The 26,179-nt window shown below is 73.0% G+C and carries 19 protein-coding genes; 17 read left to right on the top strand and 2 right to left on the bottom strand.

Translation table 11 applies throughout. The annotated features are described in order from the left end of the window. Window position 1 precedes the first annotated feature (1 nt). The 11 genes from ACQ3I4_RS02990 (at window position 2) to ACQ3I4_RS02940 (ending at window position 13,138) form a co-directional block, all read left to right on the top strand. Entirely contained in the window at window positions 2-1,348 is a 1,347-nt protein-coding gene (locus ACQ3I4_RS02990) for a dihydroorotase (RefSeq protein ID WP_329861375.1), read from the top strand. Continuing rightward, the gene (locus tag ACQ3I4_RS02985) at window positions 1,345-1,869 is read left to right on the top strand and encodes a hypothetical protein (RefSeq protein ID WP_430632759.1); all 525 of its coding nucleotides are present in this window, start codon (window positions 1,345-1,347) and stop codon (window positions 1,867-1,869) included. The genes ACQ3I4_RS02990 and ACQ3I4_RS02985 overlap by 4 nt, the downstream gene beginning before the upstream one ends. Next, window positions 1,866-3,050, top strand: coding sequence for a glutamine-hydrolyzing carbamoyl-phosphate synthase small subunit (gene carA, locus ACQ3I4_RS02980; protein WP_329861378.1), 1,185 nt, complete (start codon window positions 1,866-1,868; stop codon window positions 3,048-3,050). Before ACQ3I4_RS02985 ends, carA begins: the two co-directional genes overlap by 4 nt. Beyond that, window positions 3,050-6,346, top strand: a complete 3,297-nt coding sequence (gene carB, locus ACQ3I4_RS02975; RefSeq protein WP_430632758.1) for a carbamoyl-phosphate synthase large subunit — start codon at window positions 3,050-3,052, stop codon at window positions 6,344-6,346. The genes carA and carB overlap by 1 nt, the downstream gene beginning before the upstream one ends. After that, on the top strand, window positions 6,339-7,214 hold the full coding sequence (gene pyrF, locus ACQ3I4_RS02970; protein ID WP_329861380.1) for an orotidine-5'-phosphate decarboxylase: 876 nt from the start codon (window positions 6,339-6,341) through the stop codon (window positions 7,212-7,214). Before carB ends, pyrF begins: the two co-directional genes overlap by 8 nt. Window positions 7,215-7,319: 105 nt before the next feature. Then, window positions 7,320-7,655 carry an integration host factor, actinobacterial type gene (gene mihF, locus ACQ3I4_RS02965; RefSeq protein WP_329861381.1) on the top strand — a complete coding sequence of 112 codons (336 nt, stop codon included), beginning with the start codon at window positions 7,320-7,322 and terminating at the stop codon, window positions 7,653-7,655. 42 nt (window positions 7,656-7,697) lie between these two features. Then, window positions 7,698-8,276: a guanylate kinase gene (gene gmk, locus ACQ3I4_RS02960; protein WP_329861382.1), complete on the top strand. Its 579-nt coding sequence runs from the start codon at window positions 7,698-7,700 to the stop codon at window positions 8,274-8,276. 45 nt (window positions 8,277-8,321) lie between these two features. After that, window positions 8,322-8,591: a DNA-directed RNA polymerase subunit omega gene (rpoZ, locus tag ACQ3I4_RS02955; RefSeq protein ID WP_329861383.1), complete on the top strand. Its 270-nt coding sequence runs from the start codon at window positions 8,322-8,324 to the stop codon at window positions 8,589-8,591. Window positions 8,592-8,601: 10 nt separating this feature from the next. Beyond that, the gene (gene coaBC, locus ACQ3I4_RS02950; protein ID WP_430632757.1) at window positions 8,602-9,873 is read left to right on the top strand and encodes a bifunctional phosphopantothenoylcysteine decarboxylase/phosphopantothenate--cysteine ligase CoaBC; all 1,272 of its coding nucleotides are present in this window, start codon (window positions 8,602-8,604) and stop codon (window positions 9,871-9,873) included. Between the two features lie 9 nt (window positions 9,874-9,882). Next, on the top strand, window positions 9,883-11,088 hold the full coding sequence (metK, locus tag ACQ3I4_RS02945; RefSeq protein ID WP_430632756.1) for a methionine adenosyltransferase: 1,206 nt from the start codon (window positions 9,883-9,885) through the stop codon (window positions 11,086-11,088). A 10-nt stretch (window positions 11,089-11,098) separates the two neighbouring features. Then, the gene (locus tag ACQ3I4_RS02940; RefSeq protein ID WP_430632755.1) at window positions 11,099-13,138 is read left to right on the top strand and encodes a primosomal protein N'; all 2,040 of its coding nucleotides are present in this window, start codon (window positions 11,099-11,101) and stop codon (window positions 13,136-13,138) included. Here the strand turns inward: ACQ3I4_RS02940 and ACQ3I4_RS02935 are convergent. Beyond that, window positions 13,104-14,000, bottom strand: a complete 897-nt coding sequence (locus ACQ3I4_RS02935) for an alpha/beta fold hydrolase (RefSeq protein ID WP_329861387.1) — start codon at window positions 13,998-14,000, stop codon at window positions 13,104-13,106. The genes ACQ3I4_RS02940 and ACQ3I4_RS02935 overlap by 35 nt on opposite strands. Before the next feature lie 80 nt (window positions 14,001-14,080). Further along, window positions 14,081-15,112, bottom strand: a complete 1,032-nt coding sequence (locus ACQ3I4_RS02930) for a sugar-binding transcriptional regulator (RefSeq protein ID WP_430632754.1) — start codon at window positions 15,110-15,112, stop codon at window positions 14,081-14,083. 156 nt (window positions 15,113-15,268) lie between these two features. Between ACQ3I4_RS02930 and ACQ3I4_RS02925 the strand changes: the two genes are divergently transcribed. From ACQ3I4_RS02925 to ACQ3I4_RS02900, 6 genes are all read left to right on the top strand, one after another. Then, window positions 15,269-17,020 carry a glycerol-3-phosphate dehydrogenase/oxidase gene (locus ACQ3I4_RS02925; protein ID WP_430632753.1) on the top strand — a complete coding sequence of 584 codons (1,752 nt, stop codon included), beginning with the start codon at window positions 15,269-15,271 and terminating at the stop codon, window positions 17,018-17,020. A 175-nt stretch (window positions 17,021-17,195) separates the two neighbouring features. After that, window positions 17,196-18,713, top strand: a complete 1,518-nt coding sequence (gene glpK, locus ACQ3I4_RS02920; protein WP_329861390.1) for a glycerol kinase GlpK — start codon at window positions 17,196-17,198, stop codon at window positions 18,711-18,713. Window positions 18,714-18,880: 167 nt separating this feature from the next. Further along, window positions 18,881-21,472, top strand: a complete 2,592-nt coding sequence (gene leuS, locus ACQ3I4_RS02915) for a leucine--tRNA ligase (RefSeq protein WP_430632752.1) — start codon at window positions 18,881-18,883, stop codon at window positions 21,470-21,472. Between the two features lie 50 nt (window positions 21,473-21,522). Beyond that, window positions 21,523-22,581, top strand: a complete 1,059-nt coding sequence (locus tag ACQ3I4_RS02910) for a DegV family protein (protein WP_430632751.1) — start codon at window positions 21,523-21,525, stop codon at window positions 22,579-22,581. Window positions 22,582-22,794: 213 nt separating this feature from the next. After that, complete coding sequence (locus tag ACQ3I4_RS02905) at window positions 22,795-23,622, top strand: helix-hairpin-helix domain-containing protein (RefSeq protein ID WP_430632750.1); 828 nt, start codon at window positions 22,795-22,797, stop codon at window positions 23,620-23,622. After that, the gene (locus ACQ3I4_RS02900) at window positions 23,619-26,156 is read left to right on the top strand and encodes a ComEC/Rec2 family competence protein (RefSeq protein ID WP_430632749.1); all 2,538 of its coding nucleotides are present in this window, start codon (window positions 23,619-23,621) and stop codon (window positions 26,154-26,156) included. The genes ACQ3I4_RS02905 and ACQ3I4_RS02900 overlap by 4 nt, the downstream gene beginning before the upstream one ends. Window positions 26,157-26,179 lie beyond the last annotated feature (23 nt).

Below are 26,179 nucleotides of genomic sequence, written 5' to 3'. Positions count from 1 at the left end.
CGTGAACACCGACACCACGTCCGCCCCCGTCCACCTGGTCCGCGGCGCGGCCCCCTACGGCGGCGCCCCGAGCGACCTGCTGCTCGTCGACGGCGTGATCGCCGCCACCGGCCCCGCGGCCGCCGCCGACCCCCGCGCCGCCGGGGCCGCCGTCGTGGAAGCCGCGGGGCTCGTCGCCCTGCCCGGCCTCGTGGACCTGCACACCCACTTGCGCGAGCCCGGCCGCGAGGACGCCGAGACCGTCGAGACCGGCACGCGCGCCGCGGCCCTCGGCGGCTTCACGGCCGTCCACGCGATGGCCAACTCCCATCCCGTCGCGGACACCGCCGGCGTCGTCGAACAGGTCTGGAGCCTCGGCCGCCGCAGCGGCTGGGTCGACGTCCGCCCCGTCGGAGCCGTCACCGTGGGGCTGCAGGGCGAGCGCCTCGCCGAGCTCGGCGCCATGGCCGACTCCCGGGCCGGCGTCCGCGTCTTCTCCGACGACGGCATCTGCGTCCACGACCCCGTGCTGATGCGCCGCGCGCTCGAGTACGTGAAGGCGTTCGACGGCGTGATCGCCCAGCATGCGCAGGAACCGCGGCTCACCGAGGGCGCCCAGATGAACGAGGGCGATGTCTCGGCGGTCCTCGGGCTGGCCGGCTGGCCCGCCGTCGCCGAGGAGAGCATCATCGCCCGCGACGTCCTCCTGGCCGACCACGTCGGCTCGCGGCTGCACGTCTGCCACGTCTCCACGGCGGGCTCCGTGGAGATCATCCGCTGGGCGAAGTCCCGCGGCATCGACGTCACCGCCGAGGTCACGCCCCACCACCTGCTGCTCACCGACGAGCTCGTGCGCAGCTACGACCCGGTCTACAAGGTCAACCCGCCGCTGCGGCGCGAGGCGGACGTCATGGCCCTGCGCGAGGCCCTCGCCGACGGCACGATCGACATCATCGGCACGGACCACGCCCCGCACCCCTCCGAGGCCAAGGAGTGCGAGTGGGCGCAGGCCGCCATGGGCATGACCGGCCTGGAGACCGCGCTGTCCGTCGTCCAGCACACGATGATCGAGACGGGCCTCATCGGCTGGGAGGACTTCGCCCGGATCACCTCGGCCACGCCGGCCCGGATCGGCCGCGTCGCCGGCCAGGGCCGTCCGATCGCCGCGGGCGAGCCGGCGCATCTGGTCCTCGTGGATCCCGCCGCCCGCTGGACGGTCGACCCCTCCACGATGGCCACCATGGGACGGAACTCGCCGTTCGCCGGCATGGAACTGCCGGGCTCCGTCCGCGCGACGTTCTTCCACGGCTGGCCGACCGTCCTCGACGGCGTGCTGGACACGCCACGCCCGGCAGGGGACGCCGCGTGAAGTACCTCCCCGCCATCGTCACGACCCTCGCGGTCTGCCTTGTGCTCGCGGGGCTGATCTGGGCCGGGTGGCGCCACCGCATCCGCCGTCAGCAGGACGTCGCCGCCCCCGCCGCGCCGCCGTCGCAGCTCTCCGCCCCCCTGGCCGCGGCCGAGGGGCAGTACGTGAGCACCACGACGGCCGGAGACTGGCTGGACCGCATCGCCGTGCACCAGCTGGGCTTCAAGGCCAACGGCGCACTGTCGATCCATACCGAGGGCGTCCTCTACGCCCGGACGGGCGCCCCCGACGTCTTCATCCCCGCCGCCGACCTCGACTCCGTCCGCCGCGAGTCGGGCATGGCCGGCAAGTTCGTCGAGAAGGACGGACTCGTCGTCGTCGCGTGGCGCCTCGGCGGGCACGACGTCGACACGGGCTTCCGCCCGCGGCGCCCCGACGCGGCCGCGCCGCTCGTGGCCGCCGTCGAATCACTGATCTCCGGCACAGCAGCCGGCCCCGCAGAAAAGAAGGACACGAAGTGAGCGCACACCCCCTGACCGAACCCGCCGTCCTGGTGCTGGAGGACGGCCGCGTCTTCCGCGGCCGCGGATACGGCGCCACGGGCACCGCCCTGGGCGAGGCCGTCTTCGCGACCGGCATGACGGGCTACCAGGAGACCATCACCGATCCGTCCTACGCCCGCCAGCTCGTGGTGCAGACCGCCCCGCACATCGGCAACACGGGCGTGAACCGCGAGGACGCCGAATCCCGCCGGATCTGGGTCGCCGGCTACATCGTCCGCGACGCCGCCCGTCGACCGTCGAACTGGCGCTCCGAGCGCTCCCTCGACGACGAGCTCGCCGAGCAGGGCGTCGTCGGCATCCAGGGCGTCGACACGCGGGCCATCACACGCCACCTGCGCGAGCGCGGGGCCATGAAGGCCGGGATCTTCTCCGGCGACGCCGCGGACCGCTCCGAGGCCGAGCTGCTGGCCCAGGTCGCCGGCCAGGCGCCCATGAAGGGGGCCCGGCTCGCCGAGGAGGTCAGCATCGACTCCGCCTACACGGTCGAGCCCGCCGACCACGGCTGGGAGGGGGAGCCCCGGTTCACGATCACCGCCCTCGACCTCGGCATCAAGGCCATGACCCCGCAGCGCTTCGCCGAGCGCGGCGTCCGCGTCCACGTCCTGCCCGCGTCCTCGACGTTCGAGGACGTCACGGCCACGGCCCCGGACGGCGTGTTCCTCTCCAACGGCCCCGGCGATCCGGCCACGGCCGACGCCCAGGTCGGCCTCCTGCGCCGCGTACTCGACGAGCGGATCCCGTTCTTCGGCATCTGCTTCGGCAACCAGATCCTGGGCCGCGCGCTCGGCTTCGGCACCTACAAGCTGCGCTACGGCCACCGCGGCATCAACCAGCCCGTCTTGGACCGCACGACCGGCAAGGTCGAGATCACGAGCCAGAACCACGGCTTCGCCGTCGACGCCCCGCGCGACGGCGTCTCCACGGCCCCCGAGGCGCGCTTCGGCCGCGTCGAGGTCAGCCACGTGAGCCTGAACGACGACGTCGTCGAGGGCCTGCGCTGCCTGGACCTGCCGGCCTTCTCCGTCCAGTACCACCCGGAGGCGGCGGCGGGTCCGCACGATTCCGCCTACCTCTTTGACCGCTTCATCGACGTGATGGCCGCCGCCCAGGGCCCGGCCGACAGCAAGGAAGACAAGTAATGCCCAAGCGCTCCGACCTCAGCTCCGTCCTGGTGATCGGCTCCGGGCCGATCGTCATCGGCCAGGCCGCCGAGTTCGACTACTCCGGCACCCAGGCCCTCCGCGTGCTCAAGGAGGAGGGCGTGCGCGTCATCCTCGTGAACTCCAACCCGGCCACCATCATGACCGACCCGGAGTTCGCCGACGCGACCTACATCGAGCCCATCACCCCCGAGGTGGTCGAGAAGATCATCGCCAAGGAGCGCCCGGACGCCGTCCTGCCGACGCTCGGCGGGCAGACGGCCCTGAACACGGCGATCGCCCTGGACAAGAACGGCGTGCTCGAGAAGTACGGCGTGGAGCTCATCGGCGCGAACATCGCCGCGATCGAGCTCGGCGAGGACCGGGAGAAGTTCAAGGGCGTCGTCGAGCGCTGCGGTGCCGAATCGGCGCGCTCCGTGATCGTGCACACCATGGACGAGGCCTTCGCCGCGGTCGAGGAGCTCGGCTATCCCGTCGTCGTCCGGCCCTCCTTCACGATGGGCGGCCTCGGCTCCGGCCTCGCGTATGACGCCGTGGACCTGCGCCGCATCGCCGGCGCCGGCCTGCAGTACTCGCCGACCTCCGAGGTGCTCCTGGAGGAGTCCATCCTCGGCTGGAAGGAGTACGAGCTGGAGATGATGCGCGACAAGAACGACAACGTCGTGGTCGTCTGCTCCATCGAGAACTTCGACCCCGTCGGCGTGCACACGGGCGACTCGATCACCGTGGCCCCGGCGATGACCCTGACCGATCGCGAGTACCAGAGGCTGCGCGACATCTCGATCGCCGTCATCCGCGAGGTCGGCGTCGACACGGGCGGCTGCAACATCCAGTTCGCGATCGAGCCGGACACCGGCCGCGTCGTCGTCATCGAGATGAACCCCCGCGTCTCCCGGTCCTCCGCGCTCGCCTCGAAGGCCACGGGCTTCGCGATCGCGAAGATCGCCACCAAGCTGGCCCTCGGCTACACCCTGGACGAGATCCCGAACGACATCACCCTGAAGACCCCGGCGAGCTTCGAACCGACCCTGGACTACGTCGTCGTCAAGGTGCCGCGTTTCGCGTTCGAGAAGTTCCCCGCGGCCGACCCGACCCTGACGACCACCATGAAGTCGGTCGGCGAGGCCATGGCGATCGGCCGCAACTTCACGGAGGCCCTGCAAAAGGCCCTGCGCTCGCTCGAGCAGAAGGGCTCGGAACTGCGCTTCGACATCCCCGACGCGGCCGACGTCCCGGGCCTCGTGGAGGCGGCCCGGCGGCCGACCACCGACCGCCTGGCCCAGGTCCAGCAGGCGCTGCTCGGCGGCGCGGGCCTGGAGGAGCTCTACGAGGCCACGGGGATCGACCCGTGGTTCCTCGACCAGCTCGCGCTGATCAACGAGACCGCCGCGACCGTCCGCGACGCGGGCGCGCTCACGGAGGACGTCCTGCGCCTCGCCAAGCGCCACGGCTTCTCCGACGCGCAGATCGGGCAGATCACGCACACCCCGGAGGCCGTCGTGCGCGGCGTCCGCCACGCGCTCGGCATCCGCCCCGTCTACAAGACCGTCGACACGTGCGCCGCCGAGTTCGAGGCCTTCACCCCGTACCACTACTCCTCCTACGACGAGGAGACCGAGGTGGGCCGCCACGAGAAGCCGTCGGTCATCATCCTGGGCTCGGGGCCGAACCGGATCGGCCAGGGCATCGAGTTCGACTACTCGTGCGTCCACGCCACGATGGCGCTGCGCGACGCCGGCTACGAGACGGTCATGGTCAACTGCAACCCCGAGACCGTCTCGACGGACTACGACGTCTCCACGCGCCTGTACTTCGAGCCGCTGACCCTCGAGGACGTCCTCGAGGTCATCGCCGCCGAAGAGGCGACGGGCGGCGTCCTCGGCGTGTTCGTCCAGCTCGGCGGCCAGACCCCGCTCAAGCTCGCCCAGGCCCTCGCCGACGCGGGCGTGCCGATCCTCGGCACCTCTCCGGAGGCGATCGACCTGGCCGAGCACCGCGGGGCGTTCTCCCGCGTGCTCGACGGCGCCGGGCTGACCTCGCCGAAGAACGGCACGGCCGTGTCCTTCGAGGAGGCCAAGCGGATCGCGGACGAGATCGGCTACCCGGTCCTGGTCCGGCCGTCCTACGTCCTGGGCGGGCGTGGCATGGAGATCGTCTACGACGAGGCGAACCTCTCCCGCTACATCGCCAACGCCACCGAGATCACCGAGGACCACCCGGTGCTCGTGGACCGCTTCCTCGAGGACGCGATCGAGATCGACGTCGACGCCCTCTACGACGGCACCCAGCTCTACATCGGCGGGATCATGGAGCACATCGAGGAGGCCGGCATCCACTCCGGCGACTCGGCCTGCGTGCTGCCCCCGATCACGCTCGGCGCGGACGTCGTCGAGCGCGTCCGCGTCGCAACCGGCGCGATCGCCGCCGGCGTCGGCGTCCGCGGCCTGATCAACATCCAGTTCGCGCTCGCCTCCGACGTCCTCTACGTCATCGAGGCCAACCCGCGCGCCTCGCGCACCGTCCCGTTCGTCTCCAAGGCCACGGGCGTCCAGCTCGCCAAGGCCGCCGCGCTCATCGGCACGGGCACGACGATCGCGCAGATGCGCGCGCCGGGCGGGCTCCTGCCGGCGACGGGCGACGGCTCCCTGCTGCCGGCCGACGCCCCGGTCTCGGTCAAGGAGGCCGTCCTGCCGTTCGCGCGCTTCCGGACGCCGGAGGGCCGCGTCGTGGATTCGCTGCTCGGCCCGGAGATGCGCTCCACGGGCGAGGTCATGGGCATCGACAAGCACTTCGACACGGCGTTCGCCAAGAGCCAGGCGGCCGCGAGCAACCCGCTGCCGACGTCGGGCCGGGTGTTCGTCTCGGTGGCCAACCGGGACAAGCGCTCGATCGTGCTCCCGGTCAAGCACCTCGCCGACCTCGGCTTCGAGATCGTTTCGACGGGAGGCACCGCGGAGGTCCTGCGCCGCAACGGGATCCCCGCGACGGTGGTCCGCAAGGTGCGCGAGGGCAGCGCCGCGGGCGAGGACAACATCGTGGACCTGATCACGGAGGGCCGGATCGACATGATCCTGAACACGCCCTCGGGCGGCGATGCCCGCGGCGACGGCTACGAGATCCGCGCGGCGGCGACCTCGGTCGGCACCCCGGTGATCACCACGGTCGCCGAGTTCGGCGCCGCGATCCAGGCGATCGAGGCCATGCGGCAGTTCGAGTGGAACGTCGCGAGCCTGCAGGAACACGCCGCCCGGCTGAAGGCCTCGGCCGGTGTCTGACGCGGACGCCGCAGTGGGGACGGCCGCGGGGCAGTACGACGCCGGGGCCTCCTTCGGCGCGCGCCTCGCCGCCGCGATCGCCCGCCACGGCCGGCTCTGCGTCGGCATCGACCCCCACCCGTCGCTCTTGTCCGCGTGGGGACTCGGCGACGACGTCGACGGCCTGCGGGCCTTCTCGCTCGGCACGGTCGAGGCGCTGGCCGGGCGACTGCCGGCCGTGAAGCCGCAAGTCGCCCTCTACGAGCGGCACGGTTCGGCGGGGATGGCGGTCCTCGAGGAGACCCTCGCGGCGTGCCGCGAGGCCGGGCTCCTGAGCATCGCCGACGCGAAGCGCGGGGACATCGGATCCACGATGGCCGCCTACGCGGATGCCTGGCTGCGGGACGGCTCCCGGCTTGCGGCCGACGCCGTGACGCTGAGCCCGTACCTCGGCTTCGAGTCGCTGCGCCCCGCGCTGGACCTCGCCCGGGCGAGCGGTCGCGGCGTGTTCGTCCTGGGGCTCACGTCCAATCCCGAGGGCGCGCAGGTCCAGCACGCCGGGGGAGCGGACTCCGTGGCCAAGCGCATCGTCGAGGCGGCGGCGGCCGAGAACGCCGGGGCGGTGCCGTTCGGCTCGACCGGCCTCGTCGTCGGCGCGACGACGGCCACCGCGGCCGCCGGGCTCGGCATCGACCTCGCGGCCTCCTCCGCCCCGCTCCTCGCCCCCGGGCTCGGCGCCCAGGGCGCGACGGGGGCCGACCTCAAGGCGGCGTTCGCGGACTGCTTCGGCCAGCTCCTGGCCACGAGCAGCCGCGGCGTGCTCGCGGCCGGCCCGGACGCGGGCGCCCTCCTGGAACGGGCGCTGCGCACGCGGGACGAACTGGGCTGAACGGGGCGCGCCGCCCATTGCGCCAACCCCGGCGGTTCGCTAAGTTCGAGGTCAGCCGTATGTTCTGGATCGTTGGGGATTCCACGTCAACAGGGGGCGCACGCTATGGTACTGAAGTCACTGTCGGACGAGGACCGCGCCCGGGCCCGGGCCAAGGCCCTCGCGTCGAGGACCCGCCGGGCCGAGGTCAAGTCGGCGTTCGGCGCCGGGCGCCTGGGCATCGAGGAGGTGCTCGGGCTGGGCGCCGCCGAGGAGGCCGTCGGGCGGCTCCGGGTCGCCGACCTGCTGGAGGCCGTCCCGGGCGTCGGCCGGATCCGTGCCGCGGCGCTCATGGAGCGCCTCGGCATCTCCCCGAACCGGCGTCTGCGCGGCCTGGGCCGCAAGCAGCAGGACGCCCTGCGGAGGCACTTCGCGGCGCCACGGGGCAGCGAGAAGGGCTGAGCCGGTCCCGGAGCGTCCGGCCGGAAACGAACAAAGGACACCATGACCGCATCTGCAACGCCCAGCGTGACCGTGCTCGCAGGACCGACCGCCGTCGGCAAGGGGACGGTCTCGACCTACATCCGGGACAACTATCCCGAGGTCTGGCTGTCCGTCTCGGCGACGACGCGCGATCCACGACCGGGGGAGCGCGACGGAACCCACTACTTCTTCGTCGGCCCCGACGAATTCTCCCGGCTCGTCGACGAGGGCCAGATGCTCGAGTGGGCCGTCGTCCACGGGCGCAACAGCTACGGCACGATCCGCTCCAAGGTCGAGGAGGCCGTGGCCGCCGGGCGGCACGTCCTGTTGGAGATCGACCTGCAGGGCGCGCGGCAGGTCAAGGCGTCGCTTCCGGAGGCGAAGTTCGTCTTCCTGGCGCCCCCGAGCTGGGACGAGCTGGTCCGCCGGCTCATCGGCCGCGGCACGGAAACACCCGAGGAACAACAGCGGCGCCTGGATACCGCTAAACTGGAACTTGCCGCCGAACCGGAATTCGATGTCACGATCGTGAACGACGACGTCCGGCGTGCGGCCGACGAGCTGGTTTCCCACATGGGCCTGGCCCCGCACACGCGGTAGCCGGCTGCCGGCACCGACGCACAACACACAGAATTTGGAGGCTTCGTGTCCACGAACCTTGAGGGCATCATCAATCCGCCGATCGACGAGCTGCTGACCACCACCGACTCCAAGTACGCACTGGTCATCAACTCGGCCAAGCGCGCGCGCCAGATCAACGCCTACTACTCGCAGCTGCACGAGGGGCTCTTCGAGTACGTGGGCCCGCTCGTGGATACCAAGCTCAACGAGAAGCCGCTGTCGATCGCGCTGCGCGAGATCAACGACGGCCTCCTGAAGGTCACCCCGGTGGCCGCCGAAGAGCCCGCCGAGTAGCAGCGGGACCGTGGCCGTGCAGCAGCGGATCGTCCTTGGAGTGTCCGGCGGGATCGCCGCCTACAAGGCCGCGTCGCTGCTGCGGCTGCTTAAGGAGGCCGGCCACCACGTCGACGTCGTCCCGACCGCGAACGCGCTGCGCTTCGTCGGCCGGCCGACGTGGGAGGCGCTCTCCGGCCGCCCGGTGACCGAGGACGTCTTCGACGCCGTCGACACGGTCAACCACGTCCGGCTCGGGCAGGAGGCCGACCTCGTCGTCGTCGCCCCCGCCACCGCCGACCTGCTGGCCAAGGCCGCGGCGGGGATCGCCGATTCCCTCCTGGCCAACACCCTCCTGGCCTCCCGCGCCCCGGTGGTCATGGCCCCGGCCATGCACACGGAGATGTGGGAGCACCCCGCCACCCGGGCCAATGTCGCCACGCTGCGCGCCCGCGGCGTCACGGTCATCGAGCCCGCCTCCGGCCGGCTGACGGGCCGGGACTCCGGGCCCGGCCGGCTGCCCGAACCGCAAGAGCTCTTCGACGCCGTCCAGGCGCTCCTCAATGGGCCCGGGACCACCCCGGCACCCGGCGGGCCGGCCCCCGACGCGACCGGCGCCCGTCCCCTGGAGGGCCGCACCGTCGTCGTCAGCACCGGCGGCACCCGCGAGCCGCTCGATCCCGTCCGCTATCTCGGCAACCGCTCGAGCGGCAAGCAGGGGATCGCCGTCGCCCGTGCCGCGCTCGCGGCTGGGGCGGCCGTGCGGCTCGTCGCCGCCCACCTGGAGGCCCCCGTGCCCGAGGGCGTCGAACTCAGCCACGGACGCACGGCGGTCGAGCTGCGGGAAGCGGTCCGCGCGGCCTGTGAGGGGGCGGACGTCCTCGTCATGGCGGCCGCCGTCGCGGACTTCCGGCCGGCCGAGTACGCCGCGGCCAAGATCAAGAAGAAGGACGACGGCGGGGCCCCCGTCATCGAGCTCGTGCGCAACCCGGACATCCTCGCGGGGCTCGTCGCGGACCGGGCGGCCGGCGCCTCCGGGCTGCCGGGGCTGATCGTGGGCTTCGCCGCGGAGACGGGCGACGCCGAGGGCTCCGTCCTGGACCACGCCCGGGCCAAGCTGCTCCGCAAGGGCTGCGAGCTGCTCGCGGTCAACGAGGTCGGCGAGGAGCTGGCCTTCGGCCAGGACGTCAACACCGTGACCGTGCTGGCCGCGGACGGCTCCGCGCCGCGGCGACTGGAGGGCACGAAGGACCAGGTCGGGGAGGGGCTCGTCGCCGTCATCGCGGAGCGGCTGAACCGGTAGAGTGGTCGGGTGACTTCTGCTAACCCCGCCCTGCGCCTGTTCAGCTCCGAGTCGGTCACCGAGGGCCACCCGGACAAGATCTGCGACCAGATCAGCGACGCGATCCTCGACGCGATGCTCGCCCAGGACCCGGATTCCCGGGTCGCCGTCGAGACCCTGACCACTACGGGCCTCGTCCATGTCGCCGGCGAAGTCACGACCAATGGCTACGTCGAGATCCCGCAGCTCGTGCGGCAGACCATCCTCGACATCGGCTACGACTCCTCCGCGAACGGCTTCGACGGCGCCCGCTGCGGCGTCTCCGTCTCGATCGGGCAGCAGTCGCAGGAGATCGCCGACGGCGTGTTCAACTCCTTCGAGGCGCGCGAGGGCCTGCAGAAGGACCCCCGCGACCTGCAGGGCGCCGGGGACCAGGGCATCATGTTCGGCTACGCCTCGGATGAGACCGACGTGCTCATGCCCACCCCGATCTTCCTGGCCCACCGGCTCTCCGAAAGGCTCACGGAGGTCCGCAAGAACGGCTCCCAGCCGCTCCTGCGCCCGGACGGCAAGACGCAGGTCACGATCGGCTACGACGGCGACACGCCGGTCTCGGTCGAGACCGTCGTGGTCTCCTCCCAGCACGCGAGCGAGCTCCTGCTGCCGCAGCTGCGCGAGGAGCTGCGCGACCTCGTCGTCAACCCCGTCCTCGCGGACGCCGGTCTGGACACCTCCAACACCCGCGTCATCCTGAACCCATCGGGGCCCTTCATCATCGGCGGCCCCGTGGGCGATGCCGGCCTGACGGGGCGGAAGATCATCGTCGACACCTACGGCGGCTTCGCCCGCCACGGGGGAGGCGCGTTCTCCGGCAAGGACCCCTCGAAGGTGGACCGCTCGGCGGCCTACGCCATGCGCTGGATCGCCAAGAACGTCGTCGCCGCCGGGCTCGCCCGCCGCGTCGAGATCCAGGTCGCCTACGCGATCGGCGTCGCGCGGCCCGTGGGGCTGTACGTCGAGACGTTCGGCACCGAGACCGTCGACCCGGCCCGCATCGCCGAGGCCGTCAACGAGGTCTTCGACCTGCGGCCGCTGGGCATCATCGAGGACCTGGACCTCAAGCGGCCGGTCTACCAGCGCACGGCCGCGCACGGCCACTTCGGCCGCGAGGACGCGGACTTCACGTGGGAGCGGACGGACCGCGTCGAGGCCCTGCGCTCCTGGTTCAACGCCTAGCCGCCACGCCGTGGATGCCAGCCAGCCCTCGCTGCTGACGGGCTTCGACACGACGCGGCCGATCGCCCGCCCCGCCGCGGCCCGGGAGCTTCCCGTCGCGCGCGTCCTGCTGGAGACCCAGGTCCCGCATCTGGACCGCTACTTCGACTACCTGGTCCCGGCCGAGCTGGCCGACGAGGCGCAGCCGGGCGTGCGGATCAAGGCCCGCTTCGGCGGCCAGGAGCTGCCCGGCTTCATCGTCGAGCGGCGCGCGGAGTCCGACGCGGGCGTGAAGCTGCAGCCGCTCGGACGCGTCGTGTCCCCGGAACGCGTCCTGGAGCCGGGCGTGCTCGCGCTGTGCGAGGCGGTGGCCGCGCGCTACGCGGGCAGCGTGTCCGACGTCGTCCGCAGCGCCGTGCCGCCCCGCATGGCCCGTGTCGAGAAGGAGGACACCGCGCCGGCCCCGCCGGAACGGACCACCGCGGAAGGCGACGCGCCGGACGGGACCGCCCGGGACGGGTCCGGGCCGGGCCCCTGGGACGCGTACGACGGCGGGGCCGCCTTCCTCTCCGCCCTCGCCTCGGGCGGCTCGCCCCGTGCGGTCGCGACCGTCGCGCCCAACACGGGCGGCTGGCCCCTGTTGCTCGCCACCGCCGTTGCCGCGTGCCTCGCCTCCGGGCGCACCGCCGTCGTCGTCGTCCCCGATGCCCGGGACCTCGCCCGGCTGGACCCGGTCCTCACGGACCTCGTGGGCCCGGACGTGCACGTGAGGCTGACCGCGGACGACGGCGCCACGCCGCGCTACCGCTCCTTCCTGCGCGCGGCGCGGGGCCAGGTCCGCGTCGTCGTCGGCACCCGCTCGGCGGCCTTCGCGCCCCTGCCGGACCTCGGCCTCGTGGTGTTGTGGGAGGACCACGACGCGAGCCACGCCGAGCCGCGCGCCCCCTATCACCATGCCCGCGAGACGCTCCTGCTGCGGGCCGGGCAGAGTGGATGCGCGCTGCTCATCGCCTCCCACGGGCGCAGCGCGGAGGCCCAGCGGCTTGTGCTCACGGGCTGGGCCGGCGACATCTCCCTCCCGCGCCCGGCGCTGCGCCGCGCCGCGCCCCGCGTCGTCGCGAGCTCGGACAGCTACGAGCAGGAACGCGACCCCCTGCTCCACGCGGCCCGGCTGCCGCAGGCGGCGTGGAAGGCGGCGGCCGCGGCGCTCGAGCGGGGCCCCGTCCTCGTCCAGGTCGCCCGCACCGGATTCGTTCCCACCCTGCGCTGCCAGCACTGCCGAACCGCCGCGCGCTGCGGCCACTGCTCCGGCCCCCTCGCCATGGCCGGCCCCGGAGCCGCCCCGGGCTGCCGGTGGTGCGGCCGGCAGGCCCTGGACTGGCGGTGCGCCGAGTGCGGCTCGCCGCGGCTGCGTGCGGGCAGCGTCGGCGCCGATCGGACGGCCGAGGAGCTCGGCCGGGCGTTCCCCCGCGTGCCGGTGGTCTCCTCCACGGGGGCGAAGCCGCGCGCCGAGGTGGACGGCCGGCCCGCGCTCGTCGTCTCGACGCCCGGCGTCGAACCCGTCTGCGCGGACGGCTACGCCGCGGTGCTGCTGCTGGACGGCGACCGGATGCTCTCCCGGGACGGGCTGCGCACGCCCGAGGAGGTGCTGCAGCGGTGGCTCGCGGCCGCCTCGCTCGCCCGCGCGGGAACGGACGGGGGAACCGTCGTCGTCGCGAGCGCGGGGGAGTCGGATCCGTTGCGGGCGCTCGTGCGCTGGGATCCCGCGGGATTCGCCGCCCGCGAGCTCGAGGAGCGCCGCGGGCTCGGCCTGCCCCCGGCGGTGCGCTCCGCCGTCGTCACCGGCCCCGCGGCCGCGGCCGACGCGTTCATCGACGGGCTCGCGTTGCCGGCCGGCGCCCGCACGGCGGGACCGGTGCTGCAGGACGAGGGCCGGCACCAGTGGATCGTGTTCTTCTCCTACGCCGACGGGGCCGCGGTCACGGCGGCCCTGAGGGAGCGGCGCGCGGTGGCCTCGGCCCAGCGCGCCCCCGTCGTCACCGTCCGGGTCGACCCGGAAGAGGCGCTGTAGCGGCGAGGAAGCCGTCCACGGCGGCGGCGGCCGCGGCGGCCGTCTCGTAGTGGACCAGGTGGCCGACGCCGGGCAGGACCGTCAGGCGCGCCTCCGGGAAGCGCGCGGCGAGCGCCTCCTGCCCCGCGACGGAGCCGAGCTCGTCGAGCGCGCCGGCCACGAGCAGGACGGGGACGCCGATCGCCGCGGCATACTGCCCCACCGTGCCGGAGATGGAGGCCTCGAAGGCCTCGCGCAGCGTCGCCCGGTCGCTGAACCGGCCGAAGTAGCGGCGGTGCTGGTCCTTGACGTAGGCGCGGACGCCGGGATCGGAGGACTTCGTCATCGCGCGGCTCATCAGGTCGGTGACGGCGCGCGAGCGCAGCAGGGCGTCGCCCGGCCCGGCGGGCAGTACGGCGCCGGCGGCGTAGAAGAGCGAGGCTCCGCGGGACATCAGGGCGTTGCCGCCCTCGAGCGCCGGTTCGCAGATCGGGTTGAGCAGGACAAGCCGGGAGAACGCCCCCGGGTGCGTCGCGAGGAGGGCGGAGGCGACGAGCGAGCCGAAGGAGTGGCCCAGCAGCACCGCGTCCCCGGGGACGCCGAGCTCGACGCGCAGGGCGTCGACGGCGCGCGCGTAGCCCGCGACGTCGTGGGCCGTCCCGACGAGGGGGGAGGAGGCGCCGAAGCCGGGCAGGTCCGGGACGACGATCGTGTACCCGGGCAGCGCGTCCACGATCCGCTGCAGGCCGTGGTGGTCGCCGCGGAAGCCGTGGACCGCGAGGATCGTCCCGCGGGAGGGCCCGGCCGCCGGGTAGGTCCAGCACTTGACCCGGGCGCCCAGGACGTCGTGGCTCGTGGTCAGGGCCGTGCGCGGGGAATCCATGGCTCCACTGTATCGGCGGCGGCACCTGCTCCGGGTGCCGTGCCCGCCGCTCCGTCGCGGCGCGTGGCCTCCCCGACGGGTCAGGCCCGCGTTCCCGCGCCGTCCCGCGAGTCGAGGAGGTCCAGGAGCGCTGCCGCGGCGGCCTCGTCGAGGACCAGGTCCGTCACGAGGCCCATCTCGAGTGCGGCGGCCAGGGCGGGGACCTTCGACCGCCCGGCAACGGCGCAGACCCGGCGCGGGACGCGGCGCAGGACCTCGAGCGAGGGACCCGTGGAGCGCCGGTTCAGCCCCACCGCATCCGTCGATCCGTCGGAGGTGAAGAACGTCGTGGCCACGTCGCCGACGACGCCGCGGTCCCGGATCTCCGCCAGGTCCTCCGCCGTCAGGTATCCGCCCCGGTAGACGTGGCTGGGGACGTCCGCGTCCACGGTGCCCAGGCCGAAGACGACGAGCCCCATGTGTCCCTGCAGGTCAAGGACGCGGCGGACCGAGCGTTCACGCCACATCATGTCCCGCGTGCGCGCGTCGTCGAAGAACGTCGGCACGGGAAACTGCTCGATGCGCGCTCCGAAGGCCGCGCCGAAGCGCTGCAGGATGTCGGAGGCGTAGGCGATCCCGGAGGACTGCACATTCCCCGAGCCATTGAGCTGGACGACGACGGTGCCGCGCGTCGGGAGCGGCTTGAGGTGGCGGCTGATCGCGCTGACCGTCGCGCCCCAGGCGACGCCGACGATCATGTCGGAGCCGACGAGGTTCGCCAGCACCTCGGAGGCCTGCACGGCGACGCGTTCGAGCACCTGTGCCTCGCCCAGTTCCCGGTCCGTGGGGACCGCGTGGACGGAGATCCCGTAGCGGTCCGCGATGCGGCCCTCCAGCTCGGGTACCGGTGACCCCGTCTTGTTGATCACGAAGCTCACGACGCCGGTCTGGCGGGCGCGCGCGATCAGGCGCGAGACCGTGGACCGGGAGACCCGCAGCTCGCGGGCGATCGCTTCCATGGTGAGGTCCTGCAGGTAGTACAACTGCGCCGAGCGCAGCACCTGCGCGTCCCGTACCGGGTCGGCGTCCTCTGGGCGGCCCTGGTGGATCCGCTCATTTCCGAGCCGTTTCACGGCCATCCGATCCCCTCTTCCCGTGCTCCGCCCGCGAATTCTGCACGTTTGTGCACAGGCGTTGACGCAACATCCCAGCGCCTTCAAGACTACTGGTACGGGCCGTCTTTCGGCCCGCCGAAGCCAGCTACCGACTCCCGCCCGTGAGGATTCCCCGTGCCCCAGTGCCTTCCACCCCGCGCCCACGTCCAGGCCTTCAAGGACCGGCCCCGCGCCGAGGTCCTCGTCGTCGGAGGAGGCATCAACGGCGTCGCCACGTTCCGCGACCTCGCCTTGCAGGGCGTCGACGTCGCCCTCGTGGAACGAGGCGACTACTGCCAAGGGGCCTCGGGGGCGTCGTCGCACATGATCCACGGTGGCATCAGGTACCTCGAGAACGGCGAGTTCCGGCTCGTCAAGGAGTCGGTGGCCGAGCGCAACGGGCTCCTCGCCATCGCACCGCACCACGTCAAGCCCCTGCGGACCACGATCCCCGTGTTCTCGACGTTCTCGGGCATCCTGGGGGCGCCCCTGCGCTTCCTGCGGCACCGTAACGGGCGCCCCACCGAACGCGGCGCCGTGTTGATCAAGGCCGGGCTCGTGATGTACGACTGCTTCGCGGGGCTCCGCGCCGGCCGCAGGACGCCCTGGCACTCCTTCCACGGGCGCCGGAAGTCGCTCGTGGCGCTGCCTCGGCTCCGTCCGGACGTGAAGTACACCGCCACTTACTTCGACGCCTCCGTGCACAACCCGGAACGGCTCACGCTCGACGTGCTGCAGTCCGGGCTCGAGGCCCATCCGGCGGCACGGGCCTCCAACTACCTCGGCCTCGTGCGCCACGACGCCGACGGCGCGGTGCTGCGCGACGAGCTGACGGGCGAGGAGTTCCGGTTCCAGGCCGACGTCGTCGTGAACGCGACGGGAGCGTGGGCCGATCTCACCAACGACTCGGTCGGCCGGCCGTCGGCGTTCATGGGCGGAACCAAGGGGAGCCACATCGTCCTGGACCATCCGGAGCTCCTGCGGGCCACGGGCGGGCGGGAGATCTTCTTCGAGCACCGGGACGGGCGGATCGTGCTGATCTACCCGATCGGCGACCGGGTGCTCGTCGGCACCACGGACATCGAGGCGGACATGACCGAGGACCCCGTCTGCACCGACGACGAGACCAGGTACTTCTTCGAGCTGATCCGCCACGTGTTCCCGGACATCGCCGTCGGCCGCGACGACATCGTCTACACCTTCTCCGGCGTCCGGCCGCTGCCCCGGCACGCCGACACGCAGCCGGGCTTCGTGTCCCGGGATTACCGGATCGAGCGCACGCTCCTGGCGGGCGGGACCCCGATGCTCACCCTCGTCGGGGGGAAGTGGACGACGTTCCGGGCCCTGGCCGAGCACCTGGCCCGCGACGTCCTGGCCGAGAGCGGACGGACGCGGACGGTCCAGACCCAGGACCTCGCGATCGGCGGAGGCCGCGACTACCCCCTCGATCCGGCCGCGCTCGAGGACTGGTTCACCCGGCGGGTCGGCCGTGCGGACCGGCGGCGGCTCGAAGTCCTGTTGGAACGCTACGGAACGGGGGCCGACCGCGTCCTCGAGCACTGCGGAGCGGGGGACCGTCCGCTCCGTGCCTGCGACGAGCTCACGGTGGGGGAGCTGGGGTACCTGGCCCGGCACGAGCAGGCGGCACGGCTCGTCGACGTCTTCATCCGGCGTACGTCGCTCGCCTTCCGCGGCCTCGTCACGAACGCCCTGCTCGAGGAAGCGGCCACCGTCCTGGCGCGGCACCACGGGTGGGACGAGGCGGAGACCGCCGCGGAGGTCGAGCACGCCCGGGACGTCCTGCGGCGACGCCACGGCGTCCGGCTCTCCGACGAGGCGACACCGGCCCGGGCCACGGCTTCGGGACGCGACCCGCTGCCTGCCTAGCCCGCGCCGGGAACCGGTGCCCGGCCCCGCGCCAGGCGACCGGCCCGGCCGGCCACCCCGCCCCTTCGTGGCCGGGATAGCCTTGAGTCCCCGGCCTTCGTCCGCCCGACAGCGTCCTGGTCGCGGCCCGCCCGTTCCCTGCCTGCACATCGACGTGAAACACGAGGTGAAACACATGAGTGAGAAGTACGTGATCGCTCTCGATCAAGGAACCACCAGCACGCGCGCCATCGTCTTCGACCACGAAGGCCGGATCACCTCCACCGGGCAGCTCGAGCACGAGCAGGTCTTTCCCCAGGCCGGGTGGGTGGAACACGATCCCCTTCAGATCTGGCGGAACACGCGCGAGGTCGTCGGGAGCGCCCTGTCCAAGGCGAACCTGACGCGCCACGACATCGCCGCGGTCGGCATCACCAACCAACGCGAGACGACGGTCGTGTGGAACAAGTCGACGGGCCGGCCCGTCTACAACGCCATCGTCTGGCAGGACACCAGGACGCAGCCCATCGTCGACGAGCTCGCTGCCGACGGCGGCATCGACCGCTACGAACCCCGGGTCGGGCTCCCGCTGGCCACCTATTTCTCGGGAACCAAGATCAAGTGGATCCTGGACAACGTCGAGGGAGCGCGGGAGCAGGCGGAGCGGGGCGAGCTGCTCTTCGGCAACACCGATGCGTGGTTGACCTGGAACCTGACCGGGGGTCCCGACGGCGGCGTGCACGTGACCGACGTGACGAACGCGTCCCGCACGCTGTTCATGGACCTGGAGACGCTCGACTGGGACGAGTCGATCCTGGCCGACTTCGGCGTTCCCCGCTCCATGATGCCGGCGATCAGGTCCTCCTCCGAGGTGTACGGAGAGGTCCACGGCTCCCAGCTCCTGCGGGAGGTCCCCGTCGCGGGCATCCTGGGGGACCAGCAGGCCGCGACCTTCGGACAGGCCGCCTTCGGGCGGGGAGCCGCCAAGAACACCTACGGCACCGGATGCTTCCTCATCTTCAACACGGGCGACGAGATCGTCCGCAGCGGGAACGGGCTGTTGAGCACCGTCGCCTACAAGCTCGGCGACGGGCGACCCGTCTACGCCCTCGAGGGCTCGATCGCGGTCACCGGCTCCCTGATCCAGTGGCTGCGCGACAACCTCGGCCTGGTCTCCTCGGCCGCCGAGGCCCAGGAGCTGGCCTCCTCCGTCGAGGACAACGGCGGCGTCTACATCGTCCCCGCGTTCTCCGGGCTGTTCGCGCCCTACTGGCGGCCCGATGCCCGTGGGGCGATCGTCGGGCTCACCCGCTTCGCCAACAAGGGCCACATCGCGCGGGCGGCACTCGAGGCCACGGCCTTCCAGACCCGCGAGGTCCTCGACGCCGTCAACGCCGACACCGGGGTCCCGTTGACCGAGCTGAGGGTCGACGGCGGCATGGTCGCGAACGACGCGCTGATGCAGTTCCAGGCCGACCTGCTCGGAGTGCCCGTGGTCCGGCCGCGCGTCATCGAGACCACGGCCCTCGGCGCCGCCTACGCCGCGGGGCTCGCCGTCGGATTCTGGAAGGACCTGGGCGAGCTCGAGGGCTACTGGGCCGAGGACAAGAGGTGGGAACCCGTCATGGACCCGGCGGAGCGCGATCGACGCCTGCGGCTCTGGAAGAAGGCCGTGACCCGGACCTTCGACTGGATCGACGACGACGTCGTCTGAACGGCGGCGGCCGGCCACGCCCCGCCGTCGCACCGCGGGCGGAGCGGGCGGCCGGGGCGTCCCCGCGGCCCCGCTGGGGTACCATGGAGCCATGGAACGGACGTCCCTACTCCGCCTGCCGTACGAAGTGCGCTGACAGCACCGCACCCCGTACGGCAACCCCTTGCATGCAAGGGGTTTTTGTTTGCCCCGAGGGGCACACGGCGGGCACGGCCCGCGAGGCACCGACTGAACGAGGAAGACCACCAGTGAGCAGCGAGAACAGCACCACCATCCGGAACTCGGCGGACGAAGGCCGGAGCTACGACTTCGCCTCCATCGAGGCCACCTGGGCCCCGGTCTGGGAGCAGCTCAACGTCTTCGCGCCGGTCGACGACGGCACGCGGGAGCGCCGCTACGTCCTGGACATGTTCCCCTACCCCTCGGGCGACCTGCACATGGGCCACGCCGAGGCCTTTGCCATGGGCGACGTCGTCGCCCGCTACTGGCGCCAGCGCGGCTACGACGTCCTGCACCCGATCGGCTGGGATTCCTTCGGCCTGCCCGCGGAGAATGCCGCGATCAAGCACGACGCCCATCCCGCCGAGTGGACGTACGCCAACATCGAGACCCAGGCCGCCTCGTTCAAGCGCTATGCGATCAGCGCCGACTGGTCCCGCCGGCTGCACACCTCGGACCCCGAGTACTACCGGTGGACCCAGTGGCTCTTCAAGCGCTTCCACGAGAAGGGCCTGGCCTACCGCAAGAACCACCCCGTCAACTGGTGCCCGAAGGACCAGACCGTCCTGGCCAACGAGCAGGTCGTCAACGGCGCCTGCGAACGCTGCGGAACCCCCGTGACCAAGAAGGCCCTGAACCAGTGGTACTTCAAGATCACCGACTACGCGGACCGCCTGCTGGAGGACATGGAGCAGCTCGCCGGCCACTGGCCGGAGCGCGTGCTCGCCATGCAGCGCAACTGGATCGGCCGCTCCGAGGGAGCGCACGTCGAGTTCGCGATCGAGGCCGCCGACGGCGCCGCGGAGCGCACGGTCACCGTCTTCACGACCCGGCCGGACACCCTGTACGGAGCCACGTTCTTCGTCGTGGCCGCGGACGCCGAACTGGCGGGGGAGATCGTCGCGCCGGAGCACCGCGCGGAGCTCGAGGCCTACCAGGAGCAGGTCAAGGCCCTGAGCGAGATCGAACGGCAGTCCACCGAGCGCGAGAAGACCGGCGTGTTCCTCGGCCGCTACGCCGTGAACCCGCTCAACGGCGAGAAGCTGCCCGTATGGGCCGCGGACTACGTGCTCGCCGACTACGGCACGGGGGCCATCATGGCCGTGCCCGCACACGACCAGCGCGACCTCGACTTCGCCCGCGCCTTCGACCTGCCCGTGCGGCTCGTCGTCGACACGGGCGAGGAGGACCCGGCCGTTTCGGGCACCGCGACGGGCGGCGACGGCACGCTCGTCAACTCGGGTCCGCTCGACGGCCTCGGCAAGGCGGAGGCCATCGCCCGGGCCATCGAGATCGTGGAATCCGCCGGAACCGGCCGCCACACGGTCAACTACCGGCTGCGCGACTGGCTCCTGTCCCGCCAGCGCTTCTGGGGCACCCCGATCCCGATCGTGCACTGCCCGGACTGCGGCGAGGTGCCCGTCCCGGACGAGCAGCTGCCCGTGACCCTGCCCTCCGACCTGCGCGGCGAGGCCCTCGCGCCGAAGGGGACGTCCCCGCTCGCGGCGGCGACCGAGTGGGTGAACACCGAGTGTCCGCGGTGCGGCGGGGCCGCGCAGCGCGACACCGACACCATGGACACGTTCGTCGACTCGTCCTGGTACTTCCTGCGCTTCGCCTCGCCCGACTACACGGAGGGCCCGTTCGACCTCGAGGCGGCCAAGGACTGGCTGCCCGTCGGCCAATACGTCGGCGGCGTCGAGCACGCCATCCTGCACCTGCTCTACTCGAGGTTCTTCACCAAGGTCCTGTTCGACCTCGGCCTGGTCGGCTTCACCGAGCCCTTCTCGGCCCTGCTGAACCAGGGCCAGGTGCTCAACGGCGGCAAGGCCATGAGCAAGTCGCTCGGGAACGGCGTGGACCTGGGCGAGCAGTTGGACCTCTTCGGCGTCGATGCCATCCGGCTGACGATGATCTTCGCCTCGCCGCCCGAGGACGACGTGGACTGGGCCGACGTGTCCCCGTCGGGCTCCGCGAAGTTCCTGGCCCGTGCCTGGCGCCTGGCCGGCGACGTCTCGAGCCCGGCCGGAACGCCGGCCGCGGGCGGTGACGCCGCATTGCGCCGCGCCACCCACCGCACGCTGCACGAGGCGGCCGAGCTGCTCGATTCGGGCAAGTTCAACGTCGTCGTCGCGAAGACCATGGAGCTCGTCAACGCGACCCGCAAGGCCATCGACGCCGGCCCCGGCGCGGCCGACCCGGCGGTGCGCGAGGCCGTCGAGGCCGTCTCGATCCTGCTCAGCCTGTTCGCCCCGTACACCGCGGAGGACATGTGGGCCCGGCTCGGCCACGAGCCCTCCGTCGCCAACGCCGGCTGGCCGGAGGTCGATCCGGCGCTGCTCGTGCAGGAGACGGTCGTCGCCGTCGTCCAGGTCCAGGGCAAGGTCCGCGACCGTCTCGAGGTCTCCCCGGGCATCGCGGAGGACGAGCTGCGCGAGCTGGCCCTGGCCTCTCCGGCCGTCCAACGCGTCCTCGACGGCCGCGGCCTGCGCACGGTGATCGTCCGCGCACCCAAGCTCGTCAACATCGTCCCGGCCTGACCCGGCACGGGCCGCTACCGTCCGCGGATCCCACAAGGCAGACTGGAGCCATGGACAGCAACGGCGATTCCGAGCGTCCGGTCCGGCGCACCCCCTCCGCGGGGTGGCTGGACCGGCTGCGCGGCCGTCCGGTCGCGTCCGCGCGCCCGCGGCGGGAACCCCCGGCGCACGTCGCCGTGGTGACGGACAGCGCCGCCGCGGTCCCGCCCGAGTGGGCCGCGGCGCATGCGGACCGGCTGCGGGTCGTTCCCATGCCCGTGATGATCGACGGACAGATCTACACGGAGGGACTCGACGACGTCGAGACCGAACTCGCGCTGGCCCTCGCCATGGGCAAGACCGTGCAGACCTCCCGTCCGGCCCCCGGGCTCTTCGCGCGCAGCTACCGGGAGCTCGCGGAGGCCGGCGCGACCCACATTGTCTCCATCCACATCTCCGGGCGGCTCTCCGGCACGGTCGACGCCGCGCGGCTGGCCGGCGCCGACGGCCCGGTTCCCGTCACGGTGATCGACACGCAGACCGTCGCGCTGGCCCAGGGCTTCGCCGTCATGGACGCCGTCGCCGCCGCCGAGGCGGGCGCGGGGCCGGAAGAGGTCGCTGGCGCGGCCGCGCACGCGGCCGACCACCTGATCTGCTTCGCCGTGCCGAGCCTGGAACAACTGCGGCGGGGCGGGCGCATCACGACGGCAGCCTCGATGATCGGAACGCTCCTGGCCGTCAAGCCGATCCTGGGCATCGCGGACGGGCAGGTCGTCGTCAAGGACAAGGTCCGCACCCTGCCCAAGGCGCTCGCCCGGCTCGTCGACCTGGCCCGATCGGCGGCCGCGGACCGGCACGACGGCGCCCGCATGGCCGTCCAGTACTTCGGCAACCGGTCCCAGGCCCTGGAACTCGTCCACGAGCTCGCCGGCAGCGCCCACGGCGACGTGTGGTGCGTCTCCCTGCCCGCCGTCCTCGCGGCGCACACGGGTGCGGGCGTGTTGGCCGTCGCGGTGGACGCTCCGAGCCGTCCCCGCACTCCGGAACACACGGGCCCCTCGCCGGCGGTCCCGGGCGACGAGACCACGGGCAGCGGCCCCTCCGAGCCGTCCGACACCGACCGCTCGTAGCAGCGGGCCCATCGAAGCTGCGGCCCGCCGGCGCGCCGCCCCATACACGGCCTCGGAGACCCGGCCTCCCCGGACGTTCGGCGGGGCGCGCCACGCGGTAGCTACCGTCCGTCCGCGGAGCCTTCGCCCTCCACAGCCTCGGGACGGTGGGCATCGTCCACAAGGGACACGGACGCCGGCTCGGCGTGGCACGGCCCGCCCTACCGTGGGTCCATGGTGCGGCACCGGTGGGAAGTCAGGGAGCAATCGCAGTCAGCGCCGGCCCGCCTCGCGACGCGCGTACGGGCCCGGGTGGGACGCGGCGCCCTGTTGTGCCTGCTCTTCGGAGCGCTCGCGTGGATCGCCGTGAGCCTTCTGTTCCATCCCCTGGCCGGCCCAGGGGGTCTGCTGGGCCGCGTCGAACTCGAGCCGAGCGCCGCCACCGAGGAAGGGCGCGACGGCGCGGCGGACACGGGATCCGGACCGAACCTCGACGCCGGGGCCGGGGCCGACACCGAACCCGATGCGGACGCCGGAGCCCGGGCCGCGGGATCCGGCGAATCCGCCGGGGCGGGCACGGCAACGTCCGCCGCACCCGCGAGCGGTGAGGCCGGCACCGTCGTCGTCCACGTCGCCGGTGAAGTCGAGGACCCCGGCGTCTACACCTTTCCGGCGGGCACCCGCGGCGCGACCGCCGTCGAGGCCGCCGGCGGCATGACGACCACGGCCGAACCCTCGGCCGTCAACCTCGCCGCGCCGTTGCAGGACGGCCAGCAACTGCTCATCCCCGCGCAGGGGACCGCCCCGGCCCGTGCGGCGCCTGCAGCCCCGGGCGCCCCGGGCGCCGCGCCTCCCGCCGGCGGCGGAGGCCCCGTCGACGTCAACCGGGCATCCTCCGCGGAACTGGAGACGCTTCCCGGCATCGGCCCGGCACTGGCGGGACGCATCATCGAGTTCCGGGAACGCAACGGCCCGTTCGCGTCGATCGCCGAGCTCGACGCCGTCTCCGGCATCGGCCCCGCCATGATGGGTCGGCTGGAGGGCCTGGTCGTGTTCGGATGAGCCGGGCACGGCTGGCGGCACGCCTGGGCCCGCTCGTGCGGGCCGATCCGGCCGAACCGGGAGTGCCCCGCACGGAGGTCCTCGACATCCGGGGGCTCTGGGCCGTGTGCGGAGCCTGGGCTGCCGCCGCCGGCCTGGTCCACGTGGAGCCGTTGATCGCGGCCGGGGCCGCCGTAGCGGCGGCGGCGGCGACGGCATGGCTCGCATGGGCGCTCCTGGGCAACCGTGGTCTGCTCGCGTGGGCCCACCACTGGTGGTCGCCGTTCGCGGCGGCCCTGGCCGGCGCGGCCCTCGTGTCCACGGCGGTAGCCGTCCACGGTGTGCAGACCAGATCGCCGGGCCTCGACGCGCACCTGTCCGCCGGGGCGTCGCTGCGCTTCACGGCCGTCGCCACCGGGACGGCCTCCCTCCTGGCCTCCGCTCCCGGCCGCTTCGACGACGCAGACGCCGGCTCCTCCGAGGCCGGAGGCCAGTGGATGGTTCCCGCGACCCTCGAGCGGTACCGTTCCGGCGACGCGTGGCATCCCGCACGGAACGAGGTCATGCTGCTCCTCTCCAGTGACCAGTTCGGCGCGGCCGCCCCCAGGGCGGGCGCGCGCATCAGCGGGATCGGCCGCGCGGGCCCCGCACGGCCCGGTGACCGGCACGACTACTGGATCCGGGCCAGCGCGCCGGTCGATGTGGACGGCGCGGTCGCCAGCGGCCCCGTCGAGCACCTGCGGGGCCGCTTCAGCGGGCACGCGGCGGCCCTGCCCGGGGACGGGCCCGCCCTGCTGCCCGGGATGGTGATGGGGGAGCGCTCGGGCCAGGACGAGCAGCTGACGCAGGACATGAAGGACTCGGGGCTCGTGCACCTGACGGCCGTGTCCGGTGCGAACTGCGCGATGATCCTCGGGGCCGTGCTGTGGCTGGCCCGTGCCCTGCGGCTGGGACGGACCGGTGCTCTCGTCGGGGCCCTGGCCGCCCTGGCCGGCTTCGTCCTGCTCGTCCATCCCGAGCCGAGCGTCGTCCGGGCCGCCGTGATGGGCTCGATCGCCGCGGTGGCCGTGTACCTGGGGCGCGGACGCCAGGCCTTCGCCTCGCTCTGCGTCTGCATCGTGGCCCTCCTGGCCTGGAATCCCTGGTATGCGGGCCAACCGGCCTTCCAGCTCTCCGTCCTCGCGACGTCCGGGATCGTCGTCCTCGGCCGTCCGCTCGCGCTGATCATGACCCGCTTCCTTCCGCGCTGGCTCGCCGAGGGCATCGCGATCAGCCTCGCCGCCCAGGTGTTCTGCCTTCCCGTCCTCGTCGGGCTCAGCGGGGAGGTCTCCGTCTACGCCGTCCTGGCCAACGTGGCCGCCGCGCCGCTCGTTCCCGTCGTCACCGTGGTCGGCACGGCCGGGCTCCTGCTGGCCGCGCTGCCGCCCTGGGCCACGTGGCCGATGATCTGGTGCGCCGGGCTTCCCGCGGCCGCCGTGGGCGGGATCGGCAGGGCCGTGGCCGGCTGGCCCGGCGCCACCATCCCGTGGCCCTCCGGCACGGCGGGCGTCGCGACCGCCGTGCTGCTGTGCGTGCTGCTCGTCGCCGCCTCCTGGGCCGCCACGTCGTCGGCGAGGAGGGAACGCCTCGCCGCGGGCGTCCGGTCCCCGTCGCGGAGCCCGTGGCTCATCGCCCTCGACCGGCATGCGCCGCTCCTGCTGGCGTGCGCCGCCACCGCCCTGCTCGCCGGGCTGGCCCTTCCCGCCACGGCGCTGCTCCGCCCGGATCCCGGGCCCTGGATCCTCGCCGCCTGCGACGTGGGCCAGGGTGATGGCATCGTCGTCGCCACGGGGCCGGAGAGCGCGATCGTGATCGACGCCGGGGAGGTCCCCGAAGCCGTCGGGGGCTGCCTGGACCGCCTCGGCGTGCAGCGTGTCGACGCCGTCTTCCTGACCCACCTGCACGCCGACCACGCGGGTGGGGTCGGCGGCGTCTTCATGGGCGGCCGCTCGGTCGGCCCGGTGTACTACTCGAGCGCCGACGCCGACGCGCGGCCGCAGGGGCTTCCGGCCGGTACTGAGACGACGAGGATCGCGGAAGGGGCCCACGGGCGGCTGGGAACGGTGGGATGGACGGTGCTCTCGCCTCCCGCCGCCGGGGCCGCCGCCGAGAACGATGCCTCCCTCGTCATGCGCCTGGACCTCGCCGTCCCCGGTGGCACCGCATCGGTCCTGGCCACGGGAGACATCGAAGCGCGCGCCATGTCGGCACTGCTGGCGCGCCACCCGGGACTGGACGCCGACATCCTCAAGGTCAGCCACCACGGTGCCCGCAACGGGGGAGCCGAGGTCATCGAGCAGCTGCGGCCGTCCATCGCGCTCATCTCCGTCGGCGTCGGGAACAGCTACGGCCACCCCGCGCCCCAGACACTCGAGGCCCTCGAGGCCGCCGAGGCGCTCACGGGACGCACCGACCACGACGGCACCGTCCTCGTCTCCCCGGCCGGGGACGGCGTGCTCGAGCTGCGCTCCTGGGGTCCGCCGGACGCACCGGCGCCACGCCGGGGCAGGGGATAGGATGCAGGGGCACGCGCGCAGGG

The organism is Zafaria sp. Z1313 (assembly GCF_050563205.1).
Lineage (GTDB): Bacteria > Actinomycetota > Actinomycetes > Actinomycetales > Micrococcaceae > JAZDCJ01.
This window is presented reverse-complemented; position numbering and strand designations above follow the sequence as displayed.